This is a genomic window from Sphingomonas kaistensis, from assembly GCF_011927725.1.
In the GTDB taxonomy this organism is placed as follows: Bacteria; Pseudomonadota; Alphaproteobacteria; order Sphingomonadales; family Sphingomonadaceae; genus Sphingomicrobium; species Sphingomicrobium kaistense.
Genome location: NZ_JAATJC010000001.1, coordinates 1,516,828 through 1,535,876, shown reverse-complemented (window position 1 = coordinate 1,535,876; position 19,049 = coordinate 1,516,828). Strand labels below are relative to the sequence as shown.

Sequence of the window (19,049 nt, the reverse complement as noted above, 5' to 3'; positions counted from 1 at the left end):
TTCGGGCGGCTTCCTGCCGCCTGCTCAGCGCACCGAGATCATGCACTTTCCGCCGCGCCGGCTGGCGAGTTCGTCCCTCGCCACAGTCTGAAGCGCGACGGCCTGGCGGTCGCTCAGGCCGAGTTCGTCGGCGGCGCGCTCGTCCTTGCCCAAGGTCACGGGATCGACGCCGGTGATCGCCCCGAACACGACCAGCGCTTCGAGATAATAGCCCGCCACGCTGCCGTGATAATGGTCGTAGGCCCATAGCCCGAGTGTGCCGAAGGCGATCCCGTCATAAGGATTGGGGTCCGCGACCCCGCTTGTGAAAGCGCGGTTCCAGGCGGTGCCGACGGGCAGGACCTGCCGGACGGCCGGGACCTGCCGGCACACTTCTTCGCTTGCCGCCAGGAGGTCGTTGCCCATCTTGGCGATGTCCGTGCCCGACCATCGCGACTTTTGCCGATAGGTGAGGTCGGCCCGGCTCCACGTTGCCATGAGGTCGATCTGCACCTTGGGATTGCGGCGCTGCAGCAGGCTGGCGAGTCGCCTTGTATCGGTGACGGTGGCCGATGGATCACCCGGCCGTTCCCGGTTCAGAGTGCTGAATTCCTGCAGCACGACCACGTCCCAGGGCTTGTCGAACAGGCCGCGGCGCTCGTCATAGTGGAAGCCGAGCGACTTGCCGCCCTGGGTCTCGAGGCTCACCGTATAGTTGAGCCCGACCTGCTCGGTGAACGCCTTGAACAGCGCCGGGACGCCGCCATAGCCGGCACGGTTCAGATCGGTGACGGTCGACGATCGCCAGTTGCGGACCGCCGAATGGGCACCCTGTGTGAAGCTGTTGCCGATGAACAGGATGGTGCGCGATGGCGCCGCTCCTGCTGTTTGCGCCGCGGCTGCGACTGGAGCGGCAATCAATAGCATCGCCAGGGCGGCAGCCGCGACCTTCATCTTCAGAACTCCGTCGTGAGCGAGGTGTAGAGGTAGCGCCCATAGGGAACGTAAAGCGACCCCAGATAGCCTTCGGACGTCAGCGGCGGCTTCTCGTCGGTGATATTGCGCGCGCCGATCCGCCACCGGACATCGGCCCCTTCCTTGCGCAGGAGCAGGCGGGTTTCGACGTACAGGTTAGCGGTCAGCTGCGACTTCACGCGATACGGATTGCCGTTGGCATCGACAAAGCCGGTTTCATCGACGGCGCCGGTGTAGCGAAGGAAGGAGCCGATCCGGAACCGCCCCATCGTCCATGTCAGCGAACCGGTCGCGCGCCACTTGGGACGGCCGTTGGCCTCGATCAGATCCTCGGTTTCGGGCAGCGGCGTGGCAGCATTGATCAGGCCCTGCTGGCGGGCCGCGACGAGGGCATCGACCGCCTCGCCCGGGGGCCGCGAGAATTCGATCAGCCGGGTGGCGTTCAGCGACAGGTCGAACCGGCCGTAGCTGGTGCGCGGCGAGGTCCAGTAGGCGCCGAAATCGAGGCCGCGAACGGTCTGCGGAAGAAGATTGATGAACTGATCCCTGACCGCCGTGATCTGGCCCACCGGCGTGATCCCGGTGCCGGCGAAGGCAGCGATGTCGTCGGCATTGGCTGCGGCGCGAACGACGTTGGGATTGGACGATCCCTGCAGCCGAAGGAGATAGTCGAGGGCGATGGCGGTGTCGTTGCCGAGGATCCCGACGATGCCCTTCTGCTTGATCGACCAATAGTCGGCGGTGAAGGTCACCTTGCCCAATTCGCGCGGCAGGAACTTGGGCTCCAGCACGGTGCCGAGGTTGAAGTTGGTGCTCTTTTCGGGCTGGAGATCGGGATTGCCCGACACCCGGCGCGAGTAGCCGACATTGTTGCCGCAGCCACCGAAGCTGGTGATCCGCCCGGCGCGAAGATCGGCTTCGCAGCGGATGAAATCCTGGGTGGTCGACAGGCGCGCATATTCGACCGCGTTGACTTGCTCGAGATTGGGCGCCCGGAAGCCCTTGGAGAAGGAGCCGCGCAGGCGCACGCCGTCGACCAGGTCCCACGCCGCTGCGACCTTGGGACGGGCGACGCTGCCGAAGTCGCTGTAATGTTCGAACCGTCCGGCAAGCTGGAGGTCGAGGCGGCGGACGAGGGGAATGCCCATGCCTTCCGCGACCAGCGGCACGGCAAGCTCGGCATAGCCCGCCGCGACGCTCCGCTTGCCATAGGTGTCGGGATTATCGCTGACCGCCGCCGCATCGCTGATCGTGATTTCGCCGGTCACGAGGTCGACGAAGGGCGACGATCCGTCGACTGCCGAATCGCGATCGTCGCGCTGGGTTTCGCGGCGAAACTCAAGCCCTAGCGCAAGTCCGACGTCGCCGCCCGGAAGCGTGAACAGGCGCGAGCGAGAGGCGCGGAAATCGCCCATCGCGAGCGTGGTCTTGGAGCGCCGGACGAGCTGGAAACCGATCGCATCGATCGCCGCCTGGCTGCTCGGCGTGCAGTCGCCGAAGCTGGGCGTATCGCTGCAGCCGCCGTTGAACGGATTGTAGGCGTCGGGCGTGCTGAGCGCGAGGCTGCGCTGAAGCGCCGAACTGCGCACCGCGAAGGAGGAGTCGGTCGCCTTGGCGTCCGAATAGACCAGCGCGCTGTCCCACTTGAAGCCAAGAGCTTCGCCCTTGAGGCCGATCAGCGCGCGGCGCTGCTCACCGGTGACCTCGACACGCTGGGGGCCGGTGTCGACGAAGCGGTAGTTGGTGAGCGTCACCGGGAGGCCCTCGGCGGGGACGCCGGTCAGGCCGGGAATGCGGTTCGGGTTGGGCTGGCCGTTGATCGTCGTCGGGCCGAACGGGTTGTAGTAATTGCTCGCCGGGATGGTGATCCGGTTGAGGTTGATCACCGGCGGTTGGATGCGGTCGGTGTCCGAATGATAATAGCCAAGCTCGCTGAACAGGGTGAGCCCGTCGGTCAGGTCATAGTGACCGGCGGCGAAGGCGTTGATCCGCTTCACCGCCGGGTAGACCGTGGTCCCGACCGCCGTGTCGTAGCGGATGTCGCGGAAGGCGCCGCCGGTCGCGAGCGCGGTGTTGACGAGGCAGAGGTCGGTGGTCAGCGCGTAGGTGCAGCCTCCGAAACGGACCGGACGCACCGTGAAGGATCCCGCGGCCGAGGTAAGGTTGGTGCTGCCGCGGCGCGGACGGCCTTGCGTGACGGGAACCTGCAGGGCCGGATAGGCGCCGCGGGTCGCGCGGGTGTCGGGACCGGTCAGGCCGCCGAAGTCGGGATCGTTGGCGAATAGAGGGCGAAGGTCGGCCGAGGCGGTGAATTCCTGGTCGGACGCGCGCAGCGCCTCGCGCTCGGTATATTCGATCGACGCGGTGATGTTGCCCCGCGCGAAGTTGCGGCCGAACACGCCACCGACCTGTAGCTCGCGCAGGTGCGTACCTTCCGCGCCGCCATATTGGGCTTCGAGGCGAAGGCCGTCGTAATTGGTCTTGAGCACGGTATTGACGACGCCCGCGACGGCGTCCGACCCGTACAGCGCCGCGGCGCCGTCCAGCAGAACCTCGAGGCGGCTCAGCCCAAGCGTCGGGATGGCGTTGCTGTTGTAGCTCAGCACCGGCACCGTACCGGTGTCGGACAGGCCCTGGCTCGCCGGGTGGGTCACCACCCTTCGCCCGTTGAGCAGGACCAGGGTGTTGCCGACCCCGAGCGAGCGCAGGTTGACCGAGCCGACGTCGCCGCGGGCCGCGTTGCTGGTCTGCGCATTGTTGCCGGGATTGAAGGTGACGTCGCCCATCTGCGGGATGGAGCGGATCAGTTCGTCGCCGCTGACCGCACCGATCGCGTCGAGCTTGTCCTCGCTGACCACGATCACCGGCAGCGCCTCGGTGACCCGCGCCCCGACGATCCGGCTGCCGACGACCACGATGTCGTTGGCCGGTGCTTCGCCTTCGGCGGGCGGAGCGGTTTCGTCGACCTGGCCCGTGGGGCTGACCGCCGAAGGCTCGGCCTCGCCCGGTGCGGGTACGGGCTGCGGAGCCGGAGCGACCGGCGCGGCGGCCGGGGCGGTCTGTGCCGCCAGAGGGCTGGTCGCCGCCCCGAAGACGGTAGCCAGCAGCAAGGTTTTGTAGGACATGGGTTCTCCTCCCCGTTCAGTCTTGCGGCGCCGCACCAAGTGCCTGGAGCTCGCCTTCGATTTCCTGTTGCGCTTCGGACTTGCCGGCCGGCGGGCGGGTGCCCTTCCCCGCCAGCGCCGCCTGCAGCTGCTCGCGGTCGAGCGCTCCGTCCCACTTGGCGACGACGATGGTGGCGACGGCATTGCCGATAAAATTGGTCAGGCTCCGGCACTCGCTCATGAAGCGGTCGATGCCGAGGATCAGCGCCATTCCGGCGACTGGCACCGACGGCACGATCGACAGGGTCGCGGCAAGCGTGATGAAGCCCGCGCCGGTGACCCCCGCCGCGCCCTTGGAGCTGATCATGGCGACCAGCAGCAGCGCGATCTGGTCGCCCAGCGACAGGTCGACGTTGGTCGCCTGCGCGATGAACAGCGCCGCCAGCGTCATGTAGATGTTGGTCCCGTCGAGGTTGAACGAATAGCCGGTGGGCACGACAAGACCGACAACGCTGCGCGAACAGCCGGCGCGTTCCATCTTGTCGATCAGCGCGGGAAGCGCGGCTTCCGAAGAGCTGGTGCCCAGCACAAGCAGCAGTTCGGCCTTGAGATAGCGCAGCAGCGCGAACAGCGAGAAGCCGGTGAAGCGCGCGACCAGCCCAAGCACGACGGCAACGAACAGGAAGGAGGTCAGGTAGAAGGTCGCGAGCAGCATGCCGAGGTTGGCGAGGGTCTGGATGCCGTAGGCGCCGATGGTGAACGCGATCGCTCCGAACGCACCGATCGGCGCGGCGCGCATCAGGATGCCGACCAGGCGGAACACGACCAGGCTCAGCCGCTCGAGCATGTCGTGGACCGGACGAGCCGGCTCGCCGACCAGCGCCAGAGCGATCCCGAACAGGATCGCGACAAACAGCGTCTGCAGGATCGACCCTTCGGTCAGGGCCGAGACCATGGTGGTCGGGATGATTTCCAGCAGGAAGGCGGTGATGCTGCTTTCCTGCGCTTTCTCGGTGTAGGTGGCGATGGCGCCCTGATCGAGGCTGGCCGGATGGATGTTCATCCCCGCGCCCGGCTGCACGACATTGGCGACGATCAATCCGATGATCAGGGCAAGGGTCGAGAAGAACAGGAAATAGGCGAAGGCCTTGCCTGCGACCCGGCCGACCGCTGCCATCTCCTTCATGCCGGCGATGCCGGTCACGAGGGTGAAGAAGATCACCGGCGCGATGATCATCTTCACCAGCTTGATGAAGCCGTCACCGAGCGGCTTGAGCGACTGTCCGGCGTCCGGCCAGAAGTGACCCACGACAACGCCAAGCGCGATCGCGACCAGGACCTGGACGTAAAGGTGCCGATAGAATGGCCGGTGTTCCGGCACGGCCGGCGACGGCTCCGCGATGGTGACGATGACAGGTCTCCTCCGGGCAGGCGCTGAAAAACTTGTCAGCGACCGCCGCCCGTGCATCCTAGCCGCCAGCGACAGCGGCACCATCTGAGCAGGAAGAATGCGCTAAGTGTTTGTTTTTGTTATATGTTATGATTTTGGCCCGCTGTCGCAGTCTGGGAATTTGTGCGGCTTTCCGCGCAAAGCCGACGCCCGTTGTGCGGAAATCCGCACATCATGCTGAAACGCTCGCGGCGAGTCGTGGTGGTGCTTGCGGCGACGCTCGCCCTGGTGCTCGCCCTGGCCCTCGTCGCGGCGGACCGGTGGAGCCGGATCACCGCCCGCGCGAACGCCGCGATCGCGGCCCAGAGCGCCGCCCGGGCAAACCAGGGCCTTCTCGTCAGCGAGCTCCAGAAGTTTCGACTCCTGCCCCTCGTGCTGGCCGAATTCCCCGACGTCGCCGCCGTGCTGGAAGCGACGACGCCGCAGGCCGCCGCCCGTCTCAACGAGCAGCTCGAACTGCTGGCCGGGCGGACCGATGCCGCGGTGATCTATCTGATCGGCCGCGATGGGGTGACCCGTTCGGCAAGCAACTGGCGGCTCCCGACCAGTTTTGTCGGGCAGAATTACGGCTTCCGCCCCTATTTCCGAGGGGCGATGCGCGATGGCGCCTCCGAACTGTTTGCGCTGGGCACGGTCAGCGGCCGCCCGGGCCTGTATCTCGCCCGGCGGGTCGACCGGGCGGGAACGCCGCTCGGCACCATCGTCGTCAAGGTCGAATTCGACCGGTTGGAGAAGACCTGGGGCGCCAACGGCGGCATCGGGCTGGTGACCGATCCGCACGGCGTCATCCTCGTCACCAGCCGGCCCGAGTGGCGGTTCCAGACCACCGCGCCACTGTCCCGCCAGGCGCTCGCGGATGCCGTTCGCACCCTGCAGTTCGGGCCTTCCCCTCCCGTCGAGGCGCCGCTGAGCCTGGCCGGAGCCGAGGCCAGTGTCGGCAATGGCCGGCAACGCGAACCCTATTACGCGGCCACCCTGCCCGCCCCCATCGATGGCGGGCGGTTGACGGCGATGGTGGCCTTGCAGCCCTTCCTCGAGGAGTCGCGCCGGGTCGCGCTGCTGTGGGTGCTCGCCCTCCTGCTGGTGGCAGGCGCCATCTGCGCCATCCTGCTCCGGCAATGGGACCGCCAGCGCCTGCTGCTGCAGTCGCGGGCCGCGCTGTCCCAGGAGGTCGAGCGGCAGACCGCGGAATTGCGCGACACCAATGCCCGCCTGCGGGTCGAATCGCAGGAGCGGGAAGAGGCGACCAACAAATATGTCGCGGCGCGGGAGGATCTGGCGCGCGCCAATCGTCTCGGCACGCTGGGGCAGATCACCGCCGGCGTCGCCCACGAGATCAACCAGCCGGTCGCCGCCATCAGGACCTTTGCCGAAAATTCCACCAAGTTCATCACGCGCGGACGGCCGGAGGATGCCCAGGTCAATCTCGGGCGGATCATCGACCTGACCGATCGGATTGCCTCGATCACGTCCGAACTGCGCAGTTTTACCCGGCGCAAGACGCCGGTACCGGTCCAGGCCACGCTTGGCTCGATCGTCGACGGCGCGCTGCTCCTGCTCGGGGCGAAGGCGTCGTCGCAGATCGAGATCGCGGTTGGCGAGGACGATCGCCGGCGTGTCCTGGTCGGCGACCGCGTGCGCCTCGAACAGGTGCTCATCAATCTGCTGCGCAATGCGCTCGATGCCGTGCTCAAGCGCTCGGGCGCCATCCGGTTGAGCGCACGCACCGAAGGAGACCGGATGCTGATCAGCATTGCCGACCGTGGCCCGGGCATCGACCCCGCCATTCGCGAACGCCTGTTCACGCCCTTTGAGTCCGCCAAGAGCGGTGGCCTTGGCCTCGGGCTTGCCATCGCGCGCGACATCGCGCGGGAGTTCGACGGCGACCTCTGGCTCGAGGCCGGTGACGGGCCGGGCGCCACGTTCGTCGTCGCATTGAGGATCGCCCGATGACGTCGCCGCCATCCGTGCTGTTCGCCGAGGACGACGATGCGCTGCGCCTCGCCACGACCCAGGCGCTCGAACTCGCCGGATTTACCGTCCAATCGTTCGAGCGCGCCCAGAGCCTGCTCGCCAGCATCACCGGTGCCTTCGATGGCGTGGTCGTCTCCGACATCCGGATGCCGGGCATGGACGGCATGGAATTGCTCGCCGCCGTGCACAGCATCGACCGTGGCATTCCGCTGATCCTGGTCACCGGCCACGGCGACGTTCCGCTTGCGGTGAAGGCGCTCAAGGAAGGTGCCTTCGACTTCCTGAGCAAGCCGTTCGCGATCGATCACCTGACCGCGGCCGTTGCGCGGGCGCTCGATCATCGACGGCTCCAGATCGAGAACCGCCGGCTGCGCGCCGCCGCCGACATCAACGAAGCGACCGATCCGCTGACCGGCCGGAGCATCGCCATGGCCAGGCTCCGCGCCTCGATCAGGCAGCTTGCGGCCGCCGACGTCGACGTCCTGATCGAAGGGGAAACGGGCGTCGGCAAGGAAGTGGTTGCGGCCCAGATCCACCGCTTCAGCAAGCGCGCCGGGCGCCCCCTGATCGCCGTCAATTGCGCCGCCTGGGTCGACAGCAGCTTCGAGGCCGAACTGTTCGGCCATGCCAGCGACTCGCTCGCGCACCACCGCTCGGCCCGGCGCGGCATGATCGCGGCGTCGAGCGGCGGAACGCTCCTCCTCGACGAGATCGACAGCCTGCCCGTCGCCATGCAGGCCCGGCTTCTCCGCGTGCTCGAGGAACGCGAAGTGCAGCCGCTCGGTGCCGATCGGCCGGAAGCGGTCAATCTCCGCGTCATCGCCACCAGCAAGACCGACCTGCAGCAGGCGGCGCAGGCGGGCACGTTCCGCACCGATCTCTACCACCGGCTCGCCGCCACCCGCCTCCGCGTGCCTCCGCTGCGCGAGCGCGACGAGGATGTTCGCCTGCTGCTCGATGTGTTCGTTGAGGAGGCCAAGGAGCTGTTCGGCAAGCCGGAATTCGTCCTTCCCGTCGACGAGGCGGCCGCGATGGCGTTGCATGACTGGCCGGGCAATATCCGCGAGCTGCGCAACCGCGCCTTTGCGCTGGTGCTCCAGACCGGCGGCGAGGCGGGCGAGCAGCAGGCGGCGCCGGACAATCTCAAGCTTCGCGTGGCCCTCTACGAGGCCGCGCTGATCAAGGAGGCCCTGCAGCAGAGCGGAGGGCGCGTCGGCGATGCGATCAAGCGGCTCGGCCTCCCGCGCAAGACGTTTTACGACAAGGCGACCAGGCTGGGCATCGATATCGATGGCTTCCGCCGACCGAACTAGACCGTCCGGCGCGTGAGGGGGCAACGTCCATCAAGCTGGTCGACAACGAGAAAATTGGAACGCCTCGGGCTGCGACATGTTCGAGCCGCATGAACTTTACATTGCCCAGGGAAGTCCTCGTCGTCGAAGACGAACCGTTCGTCCGGATGGTCGCCGCCGACGCGCTCACCGATCGCGGGATCATGGCGTGGGAGGCCGGTGACGCCGGCGAGGCGCTCAGCGTTCTCGACGAACATCCCAACATCGGGCTGGTCTTCACCGACGTGAACATGCCGGGCGATATGGACGGCCTTGGCCTGGCGCACGAGGTCAGCCGCAGACGCCCCGACGTGACCCTGATCGTGACCTCGGGCGCGGTGACGGTGGACGAGAAGACCCTCCCCGACCACGGCACTTTCCTGGCCAAACCCTACCCGACCGACAAATTGGTGAAGATCGTCGAGGAACAGCTCGACGGCCCCGCGGCGGAGGACGGCGCCTAGGTCCAGCGCGCCGGAGCTACCAGCGCTCGCCCTGGCTCTGCAGCTTGGCACCGATGCTTTCGTCGAAGTGCGCTGCCATCTGACGCTGCGATTCCTCCGCGTCACCGGCCGCGATCGCCGCTGCCAGTCGGCGATGGGTCGCAAGCACATCGGCCCGCTCCTCGGCCGTGCGGCGGGTCCGCCACGCCTTCGGCACCGCGACCCGCATCAGGGGCACGAACGACACCACGATCTGGCTGAACAGCGCGTTTCCGCTGGCCTCGGCGATGGCGAGGTGAAAGGCGATATCGGTCCGGGTCGTCGCTTCCCCCGTTTCGTCCACCTCGCCCATCTTCTCGGCCAGGTCGACGATCGCCCGGGCCTGGTCGGGCCGGGCGTTGATGGCCGCCAGCGCAGCCGTCCTGAGCTCGATGGTGCGGCGCACGTCCCAGACATCGCCGACACGGATCTGCGCGGTCGAAATGGCATGATCGAGCGAGGTCGCGATCACCGACCCGTCAAGCGCGCCGACGCGCGGCTTGCGGCCGTTGCCGACGTCCAACAGGCGAAGTGCGGCCAGCGCGCCATAAGCCTCGCGCATCACTGCCCGGCTGACCCCCAGCCGCTCGGCGAAAAAGGCTTCGCCCGGCAAGGTGTCGCCGACCCTTAGGCCCTCATCGCGGATGTGCTGGTTCACCGCGTCGATCGCGACGCGGACCAGCGTCCGGCTGCCCTCGCGCTCCGCAACTTGGTTCACGCGGCAATCCCCATGGTGCGGAAGGTGGACGGGCTGAGTCCGAATCGCCGCCCGAAGGCGCGGGTGAAGGCGGCATTGTTCTGATAGCCGTTGCGATAGCCGATTAGCGCGATCGGCAGGTCGGTCGCGATCAGCTGCCGCTGTGCTTCGGCCAGGCGGCGCTCGACCAGCGCCTCGCTGACCGTGCAGCCGTACAGCTCACGGAACCCGCGAGCGAGCTTCCCGCGATTGATCCCGCAGGTGCGCGCGATCTGCTCGAGGGTCAGCTTCTCGCTCCACAGGCGGTCGATCAGCTGGCGCGCTGCGGCGATCCGGCCGCGGTCGGCGCTCGAAAGACCGGCTGGGGGCAGCCCCTCGTCGAGCTCGCCGCAGCGATGCGCCTCGAGAAGCTCGCACAGAAATTCGATGTTCTTGGCAAGCCGGTAGGGCAAGGCCGCGGCCGCCGGCAAACGGCAGTCACGAACCGCCACTGCAATGCCCTGCAAGGCGACGGGCAGGTAACGGACGCTGCCTTCTTCCCAATCGAGCGGCTGGCCGAGGAGTCGCTCGCACGCATCACGGGCGACGATCTGGATCAGCCGCAGGTCGCCGTCTTCACTCTCGCCAAGGGTAGCGGCCGGATGCCGGTGGAAACGAAGCCGCGCGGGCGTGCGATGATTGCCGAAGTCGATCTCGAACGCGACCGGATCGGCGGGCCAGGCATGGCATCCGATGTCGCCGGTCCCGACCAGCGCCAGCATCTCCGCCGACACCGGGACTGCCTCCATGCTCTTCGACAGCGCTTGCCCCATGACCTCTCTCCTCGGCCAAAAGGCATAAACCTATCTGACAGGTCAGTCCAGACCTATCCGTTAGGCTCGGGCGCCCTCTTCATCGCCAGCCAGAAACCGGCCACCGAAAAGAGGCTGACCGCAACCCCGACCAGCCCCTGCGCCAGGCCCAGTGCGGCCTCGCCGCCAAGCGGTTTGCTGACTACGGCAACCATCGGCGGGGCAAGGCCGAACCCGATCAGTCCCGCGACGGAAATGAAGGCGCCGATGCTGAGTCCGCGAAGCTCGTTGGGGAGCATCACCGTCAGCGCCACCGACGTTACCAGCCCGGTCACCGTTCCGGCCAGGATTAGCACGCCCAGCACCAGCATGTTGCCGGTCGCGGTCGGCATCAGCGGAAACAGCGCGGCCGGAACCCCGATTGCGGCGGCGATGATCGCGCCGAGCAGGAGACCACCACGCCGGCCGCTCTTGCTGCCCCAGTCTGCGGCAAGACCGCCGAGCAGGCCGCCGGCCAGCCCCGAAATCAGGATGACCGTCCCGAGCAGGCCAGCGAAATCGGCCGGCTGCAGTCCATATTGCCGCTCGATGATCGGGGCCGCCCAGATGCCGGCCGCGGCGTCGGCCATCACGACCGCCGCCTGCCCGACGAACAGCGGAAGAAGGAACGCGCGGCGGCTCCACAATTCGCTGATCAGCGCGCGGATCGGCACCCTGGTCCCCTGGTGGACCTCCTGCCGCGCCGGTTCGCGCAGGAAGAAAAGCGGCAAGATCAGCAGCGCACTTCCGATCCCCAGCGCCAACTGGCTGCTGCGCCAGGGCGTGAGGTCGCCGATCAGCGATGCGGCGCCCGCCGCGGCGAAATGGCCGATCAGCCAGCCCGACACGGCAAAGGCCGCGGCCTGGCCAAGGCTCTTGCCCAGGGTGACGATGAGCAGTCCCTTGCCCCGCTCAGTCGGCAGGCAGAGGTCGGCGACCAGCGACAGGCAGGCGGTCAGCGCGCCGGTCGCACCGATTCCGGTCAGCATGCGGCCCGCAAACAGGCTCCAGCTTTCGGGGGCAAAGGCGGTCAGGAAAGTGCCGAGCGTCCAGGCGACGCTGCACAGGATCAGCAGCCGCACCCGGTTGGCCCGGTCCACCAGGATACCGATCGGGATCGACAGCAGGACCAGCGGGACCGCGGCGCTGACGCCCTGGATCGCGCCCAGCGCCTCGTCCGACAGCCCCAGCTCGGCCTTGGCGCTCTGTGCCATGATCCCGAAGCTGACCATGGTGGTGAAGCCGGCGCAGATCGACACCGCGAGGATCAGCGCCGCGGGCAGCGATTGGCGCAGAGTGGGTGCCGGGTCCGCGTGGATCGCCGGCAGTGAGGCCATCTGGTTCAAAATGCGAACACCTTACCCGGGTTGAGGATGTTGGCGGGATCCAGCGCCCGCTTGATCGATCGCATCAGCCCGACCGCGTCGCCAAGCTCCTCGACCAGCCAGTCCTGCTTGCCGAGGCCAATGCCATGTTCGCCGGTGCAGGTGCCGTCCATCGCCAGGGCGCGGCGGACCATTCGGGCGTTGATGTCCTTGACCTCCGCAAGCTCGGCCGGATTGTCCGGGTCGATCGAGAAGACGACATGAAAGTTGCCATCGCCGACGTGGCCGAGGATGGTGGCGGGAATGGTGCTGGCGGCAAGGTCCCGCTTGGTCTCGCCAATGCATTCGGCAAGCCGGCTGATGGGCACGCAGACGTCGGTTGCCCAGCCGATCGCGCCCGGCCGCAAATTGACCGCCGCATAATAGGCTTCGTGGCGCGCCTTCCACAGGGCGTTGCGCTCCTCGGTGCGGGACGCCCATCGAAACTCGCCGCCGCCATTTTCCGCGGCCAGTGCCGACACGGTTTCTATCTGCTCGGCGACGTAGCGCTCCGATCCGTGAAATTCGAAGAACAGGGTGGTCAGCTCGGGAAGATCGAGTTTCGACCACCGGTTCACGGCGCGGATCTGCATGTCATCGAGGATCTCGACCCGGGCCAGCGGAATGCCAAGCTGGATCGACTGCACCACTGTGTCGACCGCTCCGCCGATGGTCTCGAAGCTGCAGGTCGCCGCCTGGATCGATTCGGGGATGGCGTGAAGGCGGACGGTGACTTCCGTGATGATGCCGAGCGTGCCCTCCGATCCCACGAACAGCCGGGTCAGGTCGTAACCGGCCGAGCTTTTGCGGGCGCGGCGGCTGGTGCGGATCACCTTTCCATCGGCGGTGACCACGGTCAGGCTCAGTACCGCTTCGCGCATGGTCCCGTAGCGGACCGCATTGGTGCCGGATGCCCGGGTCGAAGCCATGCCGCCGATGGTCGCATTGGCGCCGGGGTCGATCGGGAAGAACAGGCCTTGGTCGCGCAGATGCTCGTTCAGTTCCTCGCGCCGGACACCGGCTTCGACCGTGCAGTCGAAGTCCTCGGTATTGACCGCAACGATGCGCGTCATCCGCGACAGGTCGAGCGATACGCCGCCGTGCACCGCCAGCGTATTGCCCTCGACCGACGAGCCCGCCCCGAAGGGGATGACCGGCACCCGGTACTCCGCGCACAGCCGGACCACGGCTGCGACTTCTTCGGTGGTTTCGGCAAACACCACTGCATCGGGCAGCATCGGCGCGAAATGCGTTTCGCTTCGCCCATGCTCCAGTCGCATCGCTTCGCCGACGTGAAGGCGGTCGCCGACCAGGCGGCCGAGCGCGTCGACCACGTCTTGCGAAAACTCCCGGCAGGTCGTCTGCGCCGCTTCCATCGGATTAGAACCGGAAGCGGGTGCGGACGCCGTAGCGGCGGCGGTCGCCGATGATGCCGAGATCGCTGGCCGGCAGGAAGGGCACCGCCAGTTCCAGCGTCCGTCGCTCGATGTAGCTGTCGAAGTAACTTTCGTTGAACAGGTTGTTGGCGAATGCAGCGATCTCAAAACTGCCGATACGGTAGGTGATCGATCCATTGATCAATACATAGCTGTCGAGCACCGGGGCACGGGTCGGGCTGATCGACGCCGCGATCCGCTCGCCCTTGCCGATTGCGCCGACATTCAAGGTGATGTCGCCTGTTCCGACCGGAAGCACATAATCGCTGTTGAGCGAGAAGTTGTAATCCGGCTGGAACGGCAAGCGGTCGCTCGGCAGGGTGCTGTTGGTGACGCGGGTAAAGGCCGAGCTGTCGGTGATTCGTGCCCGCTGGACCGACACGCCGCCGCTCAGCGTCCAGGCCGGAACCGGGCGGAAGGTGCCTTCCAGTTCGACGCCGTAGGTCCTGACGTCGCCGCTGTTGAGGTCGATCGTCGCAAAGCCCCCGCCGGGCAGGCCGACGATGGTGTTGAGGCCGATCAGGTCCTTGTAGTCATTGTAGAAGGCGGCTGCTGCAAGCGTCAGGCGGCGGTCCGCCGTGGCGAACTTGTGCCCGACCTCATAGGTCCACACCTTGTCGCCCTCGTAAGAGCGGAACGGCGCGCGCGGATTGATGTTGAAGCCGCCGCCGCGGAAACCCCGCGCGACCGACGCATAGGTGATCGAGCGGCCGTCCCAGTTGCGGGTGACGGTGACGCGCGGCGACCATTCATCGTGGCCCCCGCTGATTCCCGGCACGGCGGCCAGCAGTCCACCGACCACGCCGGTCGAGCCGGCAAGGCTGCGCCGCTCACGATCGTAACGCAGGCCGGCCGACACTTCCCAGGCTTCGGAAGGACGCCAGAACAGGGTGCCGAAGACGGCATGGTTGCGCGACTTCTTGGCCGAAATGTCGTGCAACCGCGCATTCAGCGCCGGGATCGAGGTGATCCCTTCGGCCGACGAGGTTTCCTTGCTGGTGAACAGCCCGACCAGCGCGGTCAGGGTGCTCGACAGTTCGGTGTCGAAGCGCAGCTCGCCGGTATAGGTATCGAGCTCGTTCTTGCCACTGGTGCGGGCGAAATCGACCGGGTTAAACTCGCCATCATTGTCGGGGGCCCGCCCGTCGCGCCCGTCATAGGCGCCGATCAGGGTGACGTCGGTGTTGAGCGCGGCGAGTGGGAACTCGAGCCGGGCGTTCACGCCCTTATATTTGAAGAACTGGCGATTGAGCGCGTTGAAGTTGACCTGGCGGACATAGTCGGTCGGGCCGGCGACCCGGGCGTAGGGCGTGCCGGCACCCTTCACATTGTCGTAATAGCCGTTGATCGTCAGCACGACGTCGTGGACCGGCTCGGCCCGGATCGTGCCGTTTACCGTGTCGGTGTTGAGCGGATTGGCGTCGGCCTTGAGGATCGGGTTGTAGAGGAACCCGTCCTGCTGGCGATGCGAGTAAGCGATGCGCGCCTGCAGCCGGTCGCGCACGATCGGGCCGCTCAGCGAGGCAAAGGTGCTCCACGCATTGTCAGGTCCGGCGTAGCTGCCGCCGCCGCGAACCTCGAAGTCGTTGCCGGGTTGGCGGGTGATGACGCTGATCGCGCCGCCCAGCGTGTTCTTGCCGTACAGGGTGCCCTGCGGTCCGCGCAGGACCTCGACGCGCTGCACGTCGACCAGCGGGTTGTTCAGGTAGGCCGTGTTCGGTTGGTAGATGCCGTCCAGGAAAATGCCGACGCCCGGCTGCACCGATTCGACCAGGGTGATGCCGACGCCGCGGATCGACACAAAGGCGCGACCCGCCGCATCACCGTTGATGTTGAGACCCGGGGTCAGGGTCGCGACGTCGCGCAGCGAGGCCAGGCCGCGGCGCTCGATCAACTCACCGCTGACCGCCGTCGCCGCCACCGGGATCTCGAGCAAGGTCTCCTCGCGCTTGCGGGCGGTGACGACAATGTCCTGCTCCTGCGCGCTGACCGGCGCGGCGCCGACGGGCGGAGCCTCGGTCTGCTCCTTCTCGGCCGGCGTCACATCACCGGTCGATTGCGCCATCGCCGGTGCGCCGGTCGCCAGCATGGTGGTGGCCAGAAGAACAATGCTCGTCGTCCGCATAACCGTCTCCAAAGAGCCCGGCGCCTCCCCCGAGCAATCTGATAGGTCTACGTGACTTGCGACCTATCTGAAAGGTATGACGGCTTTGCCGAAAGCATTTTCCGCTTTGCCGCGCGTGCTCAGGCGCGGAGTGCGCCGAGGCCGAGCGCCAAGGCGCCGAGCGGTCCAGCGCGGGGGCCGAGGGCGGGCGGCAGAAGGATGTCATCGCCAAAGTCTGCAGCGGTGTAATAGCCGGCGAGGCTGGCTTGCATCCGCTCCCTGATCGCCCCCAACAATGCCGGCCGGGCCTCCATGACGCCGCCACCGATCAGCACCCGCCGCGTCTGCAGCCCGAGCAGCAGATTGTGCAGCAGCATGGCGAGCGTATGCTCGACGCTCGTCCACCCGTCCCATCCCGCGTCCGGGCGCGCCGTTCCCGCACGGGCGGCGATCGCGGCGCCTGAGGCGAGGCCCTCGACACAATCGCCGTGGAACGGGCAGGCGCCGGGCCACGTATCGCCGGGCAAGCGCGGCACGCGGGCATGGCCAAGCTCGCAGTGACCGCGGGCCGAAACCGGGCTGCCGGCGATGATCGGTCCAACGCCGATTCCGGTGCCGACCGTGATGTAGGTGAAGTCCTGGAGGCCCTCCGCTGCGCCCCAGCGCTGCTCGGCCAGCGCTGCCCCGATGACGTCGACCTGCAGCGCCACCGGCACCCCGAACCGCTCCCAGCGGCGCAGCACATCGACACCGGACCAGCCGGGCTTGGGTGTGGAAACGATCGTGCCGTAATCCGCGGCCCCCGGATCGAGCCGCAAGGGTCCGAAGCTGGCAACGCCGACGGCGGCGAAGCCCGCCTCCGCCTGCCACCGCTCCAGCACCGCTTCCAGCGCTGCCAGCGTGGCGCCGGGTGCGCCGGTGTCGATGCGCACTTCCTCGACCATGTCGCTGGGCGAGCGGCCGAGGATCGCGATGCACTTGGTGCCGCCGATCTCGATCCCGGCGACCAGCGTGGCCGTGCTCACCAGCAGCTGTATCCGCCGTCGGCCAGCACGATGCTGCCGGTCATCAGACTTGCCGCATCCGAGGCCAGGAACAGGATCACCGAAGCGACCTCCTCACGCGTTCCGAGGCGCCCCATCGGCGTTCCGTCGATCCACCGCCGGTACATCTCGCTCTCCTTGTCCGCGAAATCGTTCAAGGGCGTCGCAATATAGGTCGGCGCAACCGCGTTGACGCGAACTCCGCGCGGCGCCCACTCGGCCGCCAGGCTGCGGGTCAGCTGGTGCACCGCGGCCTTGGATGCGTTGTAATAGCTTTGCGGCTGCGGGCGGTTGACGATGAATCCGCTCATCGACCCGACATTCACGATCGCCCCCCGCCCTGCCGCCAGCATGTGACGGCCAAAGGCCCGCGTGCACCAGAAGGTGCCGTTCAGATTGACGTCGAGGACATTGCGCCAATGCTCGTCGGCGACTTCCTCCGCCGGCGTGTCGCTGCGCGCGATGCCGGCATTGTTGACCAGGATGTCGATCTGCCCGTGCTGGGCGACCACCGCCTCGGCGACATCGGAAACCTTCGCGGGGTCGGTGACGTCGAGCAGGTGGCCGCTCGCGTCGATCCCGGCGTCGCGCAGTTCGGCACAGGCGCTGTCGATCGCCCGCTGCTTCAGGTCGCCGATGACCACGGTGGCCCCCGCCTCCCCCAGTGCCCGTGCGCTGGCAAGGCCGATGCCCTGCGCCCCGCCGGTGACGAAGGCGACCCGGCCTTCGACCCGGAACCGATCGATCGCATTCACGGCAGGAAACGCGCCGCCGGCATCGGAACCTCCTTGATCGTGACGTCCTCGCTCAGCCGATGGACCGCGCGTCCGTCGCGCTCGAACTCCGGCCACGGCAGGCTCCCGTCGGTGGCGAACTGCACCCAGGTCGCGTGCACGCGCTCGGCAAGCTCCTGCGGTGGCTGCTGCCCGGCTAGCCCCTTGTCGCCCGACGCCGTGTCGAGCGTCTTGAATACGAACGGAAGCTCGATCCCGTGGCACGCCCCAAGCTCCCCGCCGCACGCGGGCGAGCCCCAGTCGAACTCGTACAAGTGGGTGCGTCCCTGATGCTCTTCGGCGAAGCGGCGGGCGGGCCAGCGGAACACCAGGTCGGTCAGCGCCTCGGTGAACACCTGGCCGGGCTTGCGCCCTGCGCCGCCATAGGCCTTGAGCACGGCGGCGGGCCGCGGATGCGACTTGCCCAGCATCAGCCAAGCCATCCAGCCCGGCAGCTTCCTTTTCACGCCGGTCGGCACGAAATAGAGGTTCATCTCGTCGGCGTTGGCGCCGATCAACAGGTCGATATCCTTGCCGGCACCCTGCTTGAGAAGTTCGATAGGCTTCTCCGGCAACACGTCGTCGCCCCACACCGGAATGAAGCGGCTGATCCCGAACACCGGCTCGTGCCCCGACGCATCGCGCAGGTCGATGCGGGCGAACGGCTTTGCCAGCTTCTCCATCGCCTTCCACGCCGCGTCGAACGGAACCGAGGCGAAGCCCTCGCGGGTCGCCGCAATCCCCAGCATCCGCGCCAGTTTGGCGGTCAGGCGACGGGCCACCGGCAGGTCGCGGACCATCGCACCGTGGCCGCTCTGGACGATGGCGCGGCGGAACAGCCCGCGCGCCAGGGGTGAGGCGACGAGATTGGAAACCGCCATCGCCCCCGCGGACTCGCCGAAGATGGTGACATTGGCAGGGTCGCCGCCGAACGCCGCGATGTTGCGCTGCACCCACTGCATGGCGAAGATCATGTCGCGCAGACCGAGGTTGGTCGGTACCCCCTCGATCGGCAGGAAGCCGTCGATGCCGAGGCGATAGTTGATCGCGACGCACACCACGCCCGACCGGGCGAAGGCGCTGCCGTTGCTGACCGGGGCATCCTTGCTTCCGATGACGAAGCCGCCGCCGTGGATGAACAGCATCACCGGGCGCTTCTCGCCGCCTTCGGGCGCCCAGATATTGAGGCGCAGATAGTCGCCGCCCTCTTCCCCACCGCGGCCGACCAGGGGCACCACGTCGATCGCGGGAAAGTCACGGATCCGGTGCGGTGCGGGCGGTCCCGGATCGGTGGCGTCGCGCTCGCCCTGCCACGGCTCGACCGGCTGCGGCGCGGCAAAGCGGCGGTCGCCCGTCGGCGGGGCGGCGTAGGGAATGCCAAGGAAGCAGCAGATGCCCTCGCTGCAGGCACCGCGGACCAGGCCCGCTTCGGTTTGGCGAACGACCGGGTCCACGTCCTAACGCCCTCGCAGCTTTGGAATCGTCATCCTTCTGCGCTTAGCCCGGC

General features: G+C 67.5%; 14 protein-coding genes. 3 read left to right on the top strand and 11 right to left on the bottom strand.

Translation table 11 applies throughout. The annotated features are described in order from the left end of the window. Nucleotides 1-24 precede the first annotated feature (24 nt). From GGQ97_RS07690 to GGQ97_RS07680, 3 genes are read right to left on the bottom strand one after another with little or no spacing between them, the layout of a single operon-like run. A complete protein-coding gene (locus GGQ97_RS07690; RefSeq protein WP_342448480.1) occupies nucleotides 25-933 on the bottom strand; it encodes an SGNH/GDSL hydrolase family protein in 909 nt (302 codons plus the stop codon). A 2-nt stretch (nucleotides 934-935) separates the two neighbouring features. Further along, nucleotides 936-4,079: a TonB-dependent receptor domain-containing protein gene (locus GGQ97_RS07685; protein WP_168068466.1), complete on the bottom strand. Its 3,144-nt coding sequence runs from the start codon at nucleotides 4,077-4,079 to the stop codon at nucleotides 936-938. Between the two features lie 16 nt (nucleotides 4,080-4,095). Further along, the gene (locus GGQ97_RS07680) at nucleotides 4,096-5,526 is read right to left on the bottom strand and encodes a dicarboxylate/amino acid:cation symporter (protein WP_168068464.1); all 1,431 of its coding nucleotides are present in this window, start codon (nucleotides 5,524-5,526) and stop codon (nucleotides 4,096-4,098) included. A gap of 156 nt (nucleotides 5,527-5,682) precedes the next feature. On the opposite strand from GGQ97_RS07680, the gene GGQ97_RS07675 reads away from it, so the two are divergent. From GGQ97_RS07675 to GGQ97_RS07665, 3 genes are all read left to right on the top strand, one after another. Continuing rightward, entirely contained in the window at nucleotides 5,683-7,461 is a 1,779-nt protein-coding gene (locus tag GGQ97_RS07675) for a sensor histidine kinase (RefSeq protein ID WP_168068455.1), read from the top strand. After that, entirely contained in the window at nucleotides 7,458-8,795 is a 1,338-nt protein-coding gene (locus GGQ97_RS07670) for a sigma-54-dependent transcriptional regulator (protein ID WP_168068453.1), read from the top strand. The genes GGQ97_RS07675 and GGQ97_RS07670 overlap by 4 nt, the downstream gene beginning before the upstream one ends. Nucleotides 8,796-8,896: 101 nt before the next feature. Continuing rightward, nucleotides 8,897-9,277: a response regulator gene (locus GGQ97_RS07665; protein ID WP_245197912.1), complete on the top strand. Its 381-nt coding sequence runs from the start codon at nucleotides 8,897-8,899 to the stop codon at nucleotides 9,275-9,277. A gap of 16 nt (nucleotides 9,278-9,293) precedes the next feature. On the opposite strand, the gene GGQ97_RS07660 is transcribed toward GGQ97_RS07665, so the two are convergent. From GGQ97_RS07660 to GGQ97_RS07625, 8 genes are all read right to left on the bottom strand, one after another. After that, a complete protein-coding gene (locus GGQ97_RS07660) occupies nucleotides 9,294-10,013 on the bottom strand; it encodes an FCD domain-containing protein (protein ID WP_168068449.1) in 720 nt (239 codons plus the stop codon). Then, nucleotides 10,010-10,804, bottom strand: a complete 795-nt coding sequence (locus GGQ97_RS07655; protein WP_245197911.1) for a helix-turn-helix domain-containing protein — start codon at nucleotides 10,802-10,804, stop codon at nucleotides 10,010-10,012. The genes GGQ97_RS07660 and GGQ97_RS07655 overlap by 4 nt, the downstream gene beginning before the upstream one ends. Before the next feature lie 53 nt (nucleotides 10,805-10,857). Continuing rightward, on the bottom strand, nucleotides 10,858-12,159 hold the full coding sequence (locus GGQ97_RS07650; protein WP_209022809.1) for an MFS transporter: 1,302 nt from the start codon (nucleotides 12,157-12,159) through the stop codon (nucleotides 10,858-10,860). A gap of 5 nt (nucleotides 12,160-12,164) precedes the next feature. Then, on the bottom strand, nucleotides 12,165-13,466 hold the full coding sequence (locus GGQ97_RS07645; protein ID WP_425338732.1) for an FAD-binding oxidoreductase: 1,302 nt from the start codon (nucleotides 13,464-13,466) through the stop codon (nucleotides 12,165-12,167). Nucleotides 13,467-13,566: 100 nt separating this feature from the next. Beyond that, entirely contained in the window at nucleotides 13,567-15,747 is a 2,181-nt protein-coding gene (locus GGQ97_RS07640) for a TonB-dependent receptor (protein ID WP_245197910.1), read from the bottom strand. A gap of 119 nt (nucleotides 15,748-15,866) precedes the next feature. After that, on the bottom strand, nucleotides 15,867-16,751 hold the full coding sequence (locus GGQ97_RS07635; protein WP_342448478.1) for an ROK family protein: 885 nt from the start codon (nucleotides 16,749-16,751) through the stop codon (nucleotides 15,867-15,869). Then, nucleotides 16,748-17,524 (bottom strand): SDR family NAD(P)-dependent oxidoreductase, encoded by a 777-nt coding sequence (locus GGQ97_RS07630; protein WP_342448477.1) that lies wholly within the window; start codon nucleotides 17,522-17,524, stop codon nucleotides 16,748-16,750. Before GGQ97_RS07630 ends, GGQ97_RS07635 begins: the two co-directional genes overlap by 4 nt. Further along, on the bottom strand, nucleotides 17,521-18,996 hold the full coding sequence (locus tag GGQ97_RS07625) for a carboxylesterase family protein (RefSeq protein WP_168068445.1): 1,476 nt from the start codon (nucleotides 18,994-18,996) through the stop codon (nucleotides 17,521-17,523). The genes GGQ97_RS07630 and GGQ97_RS07625 overlap by 4 nt, the downstream gene beginning before the upstream one ends. Nucleotides 18,997-19,049: the final 53 nt, after the last annotated feature.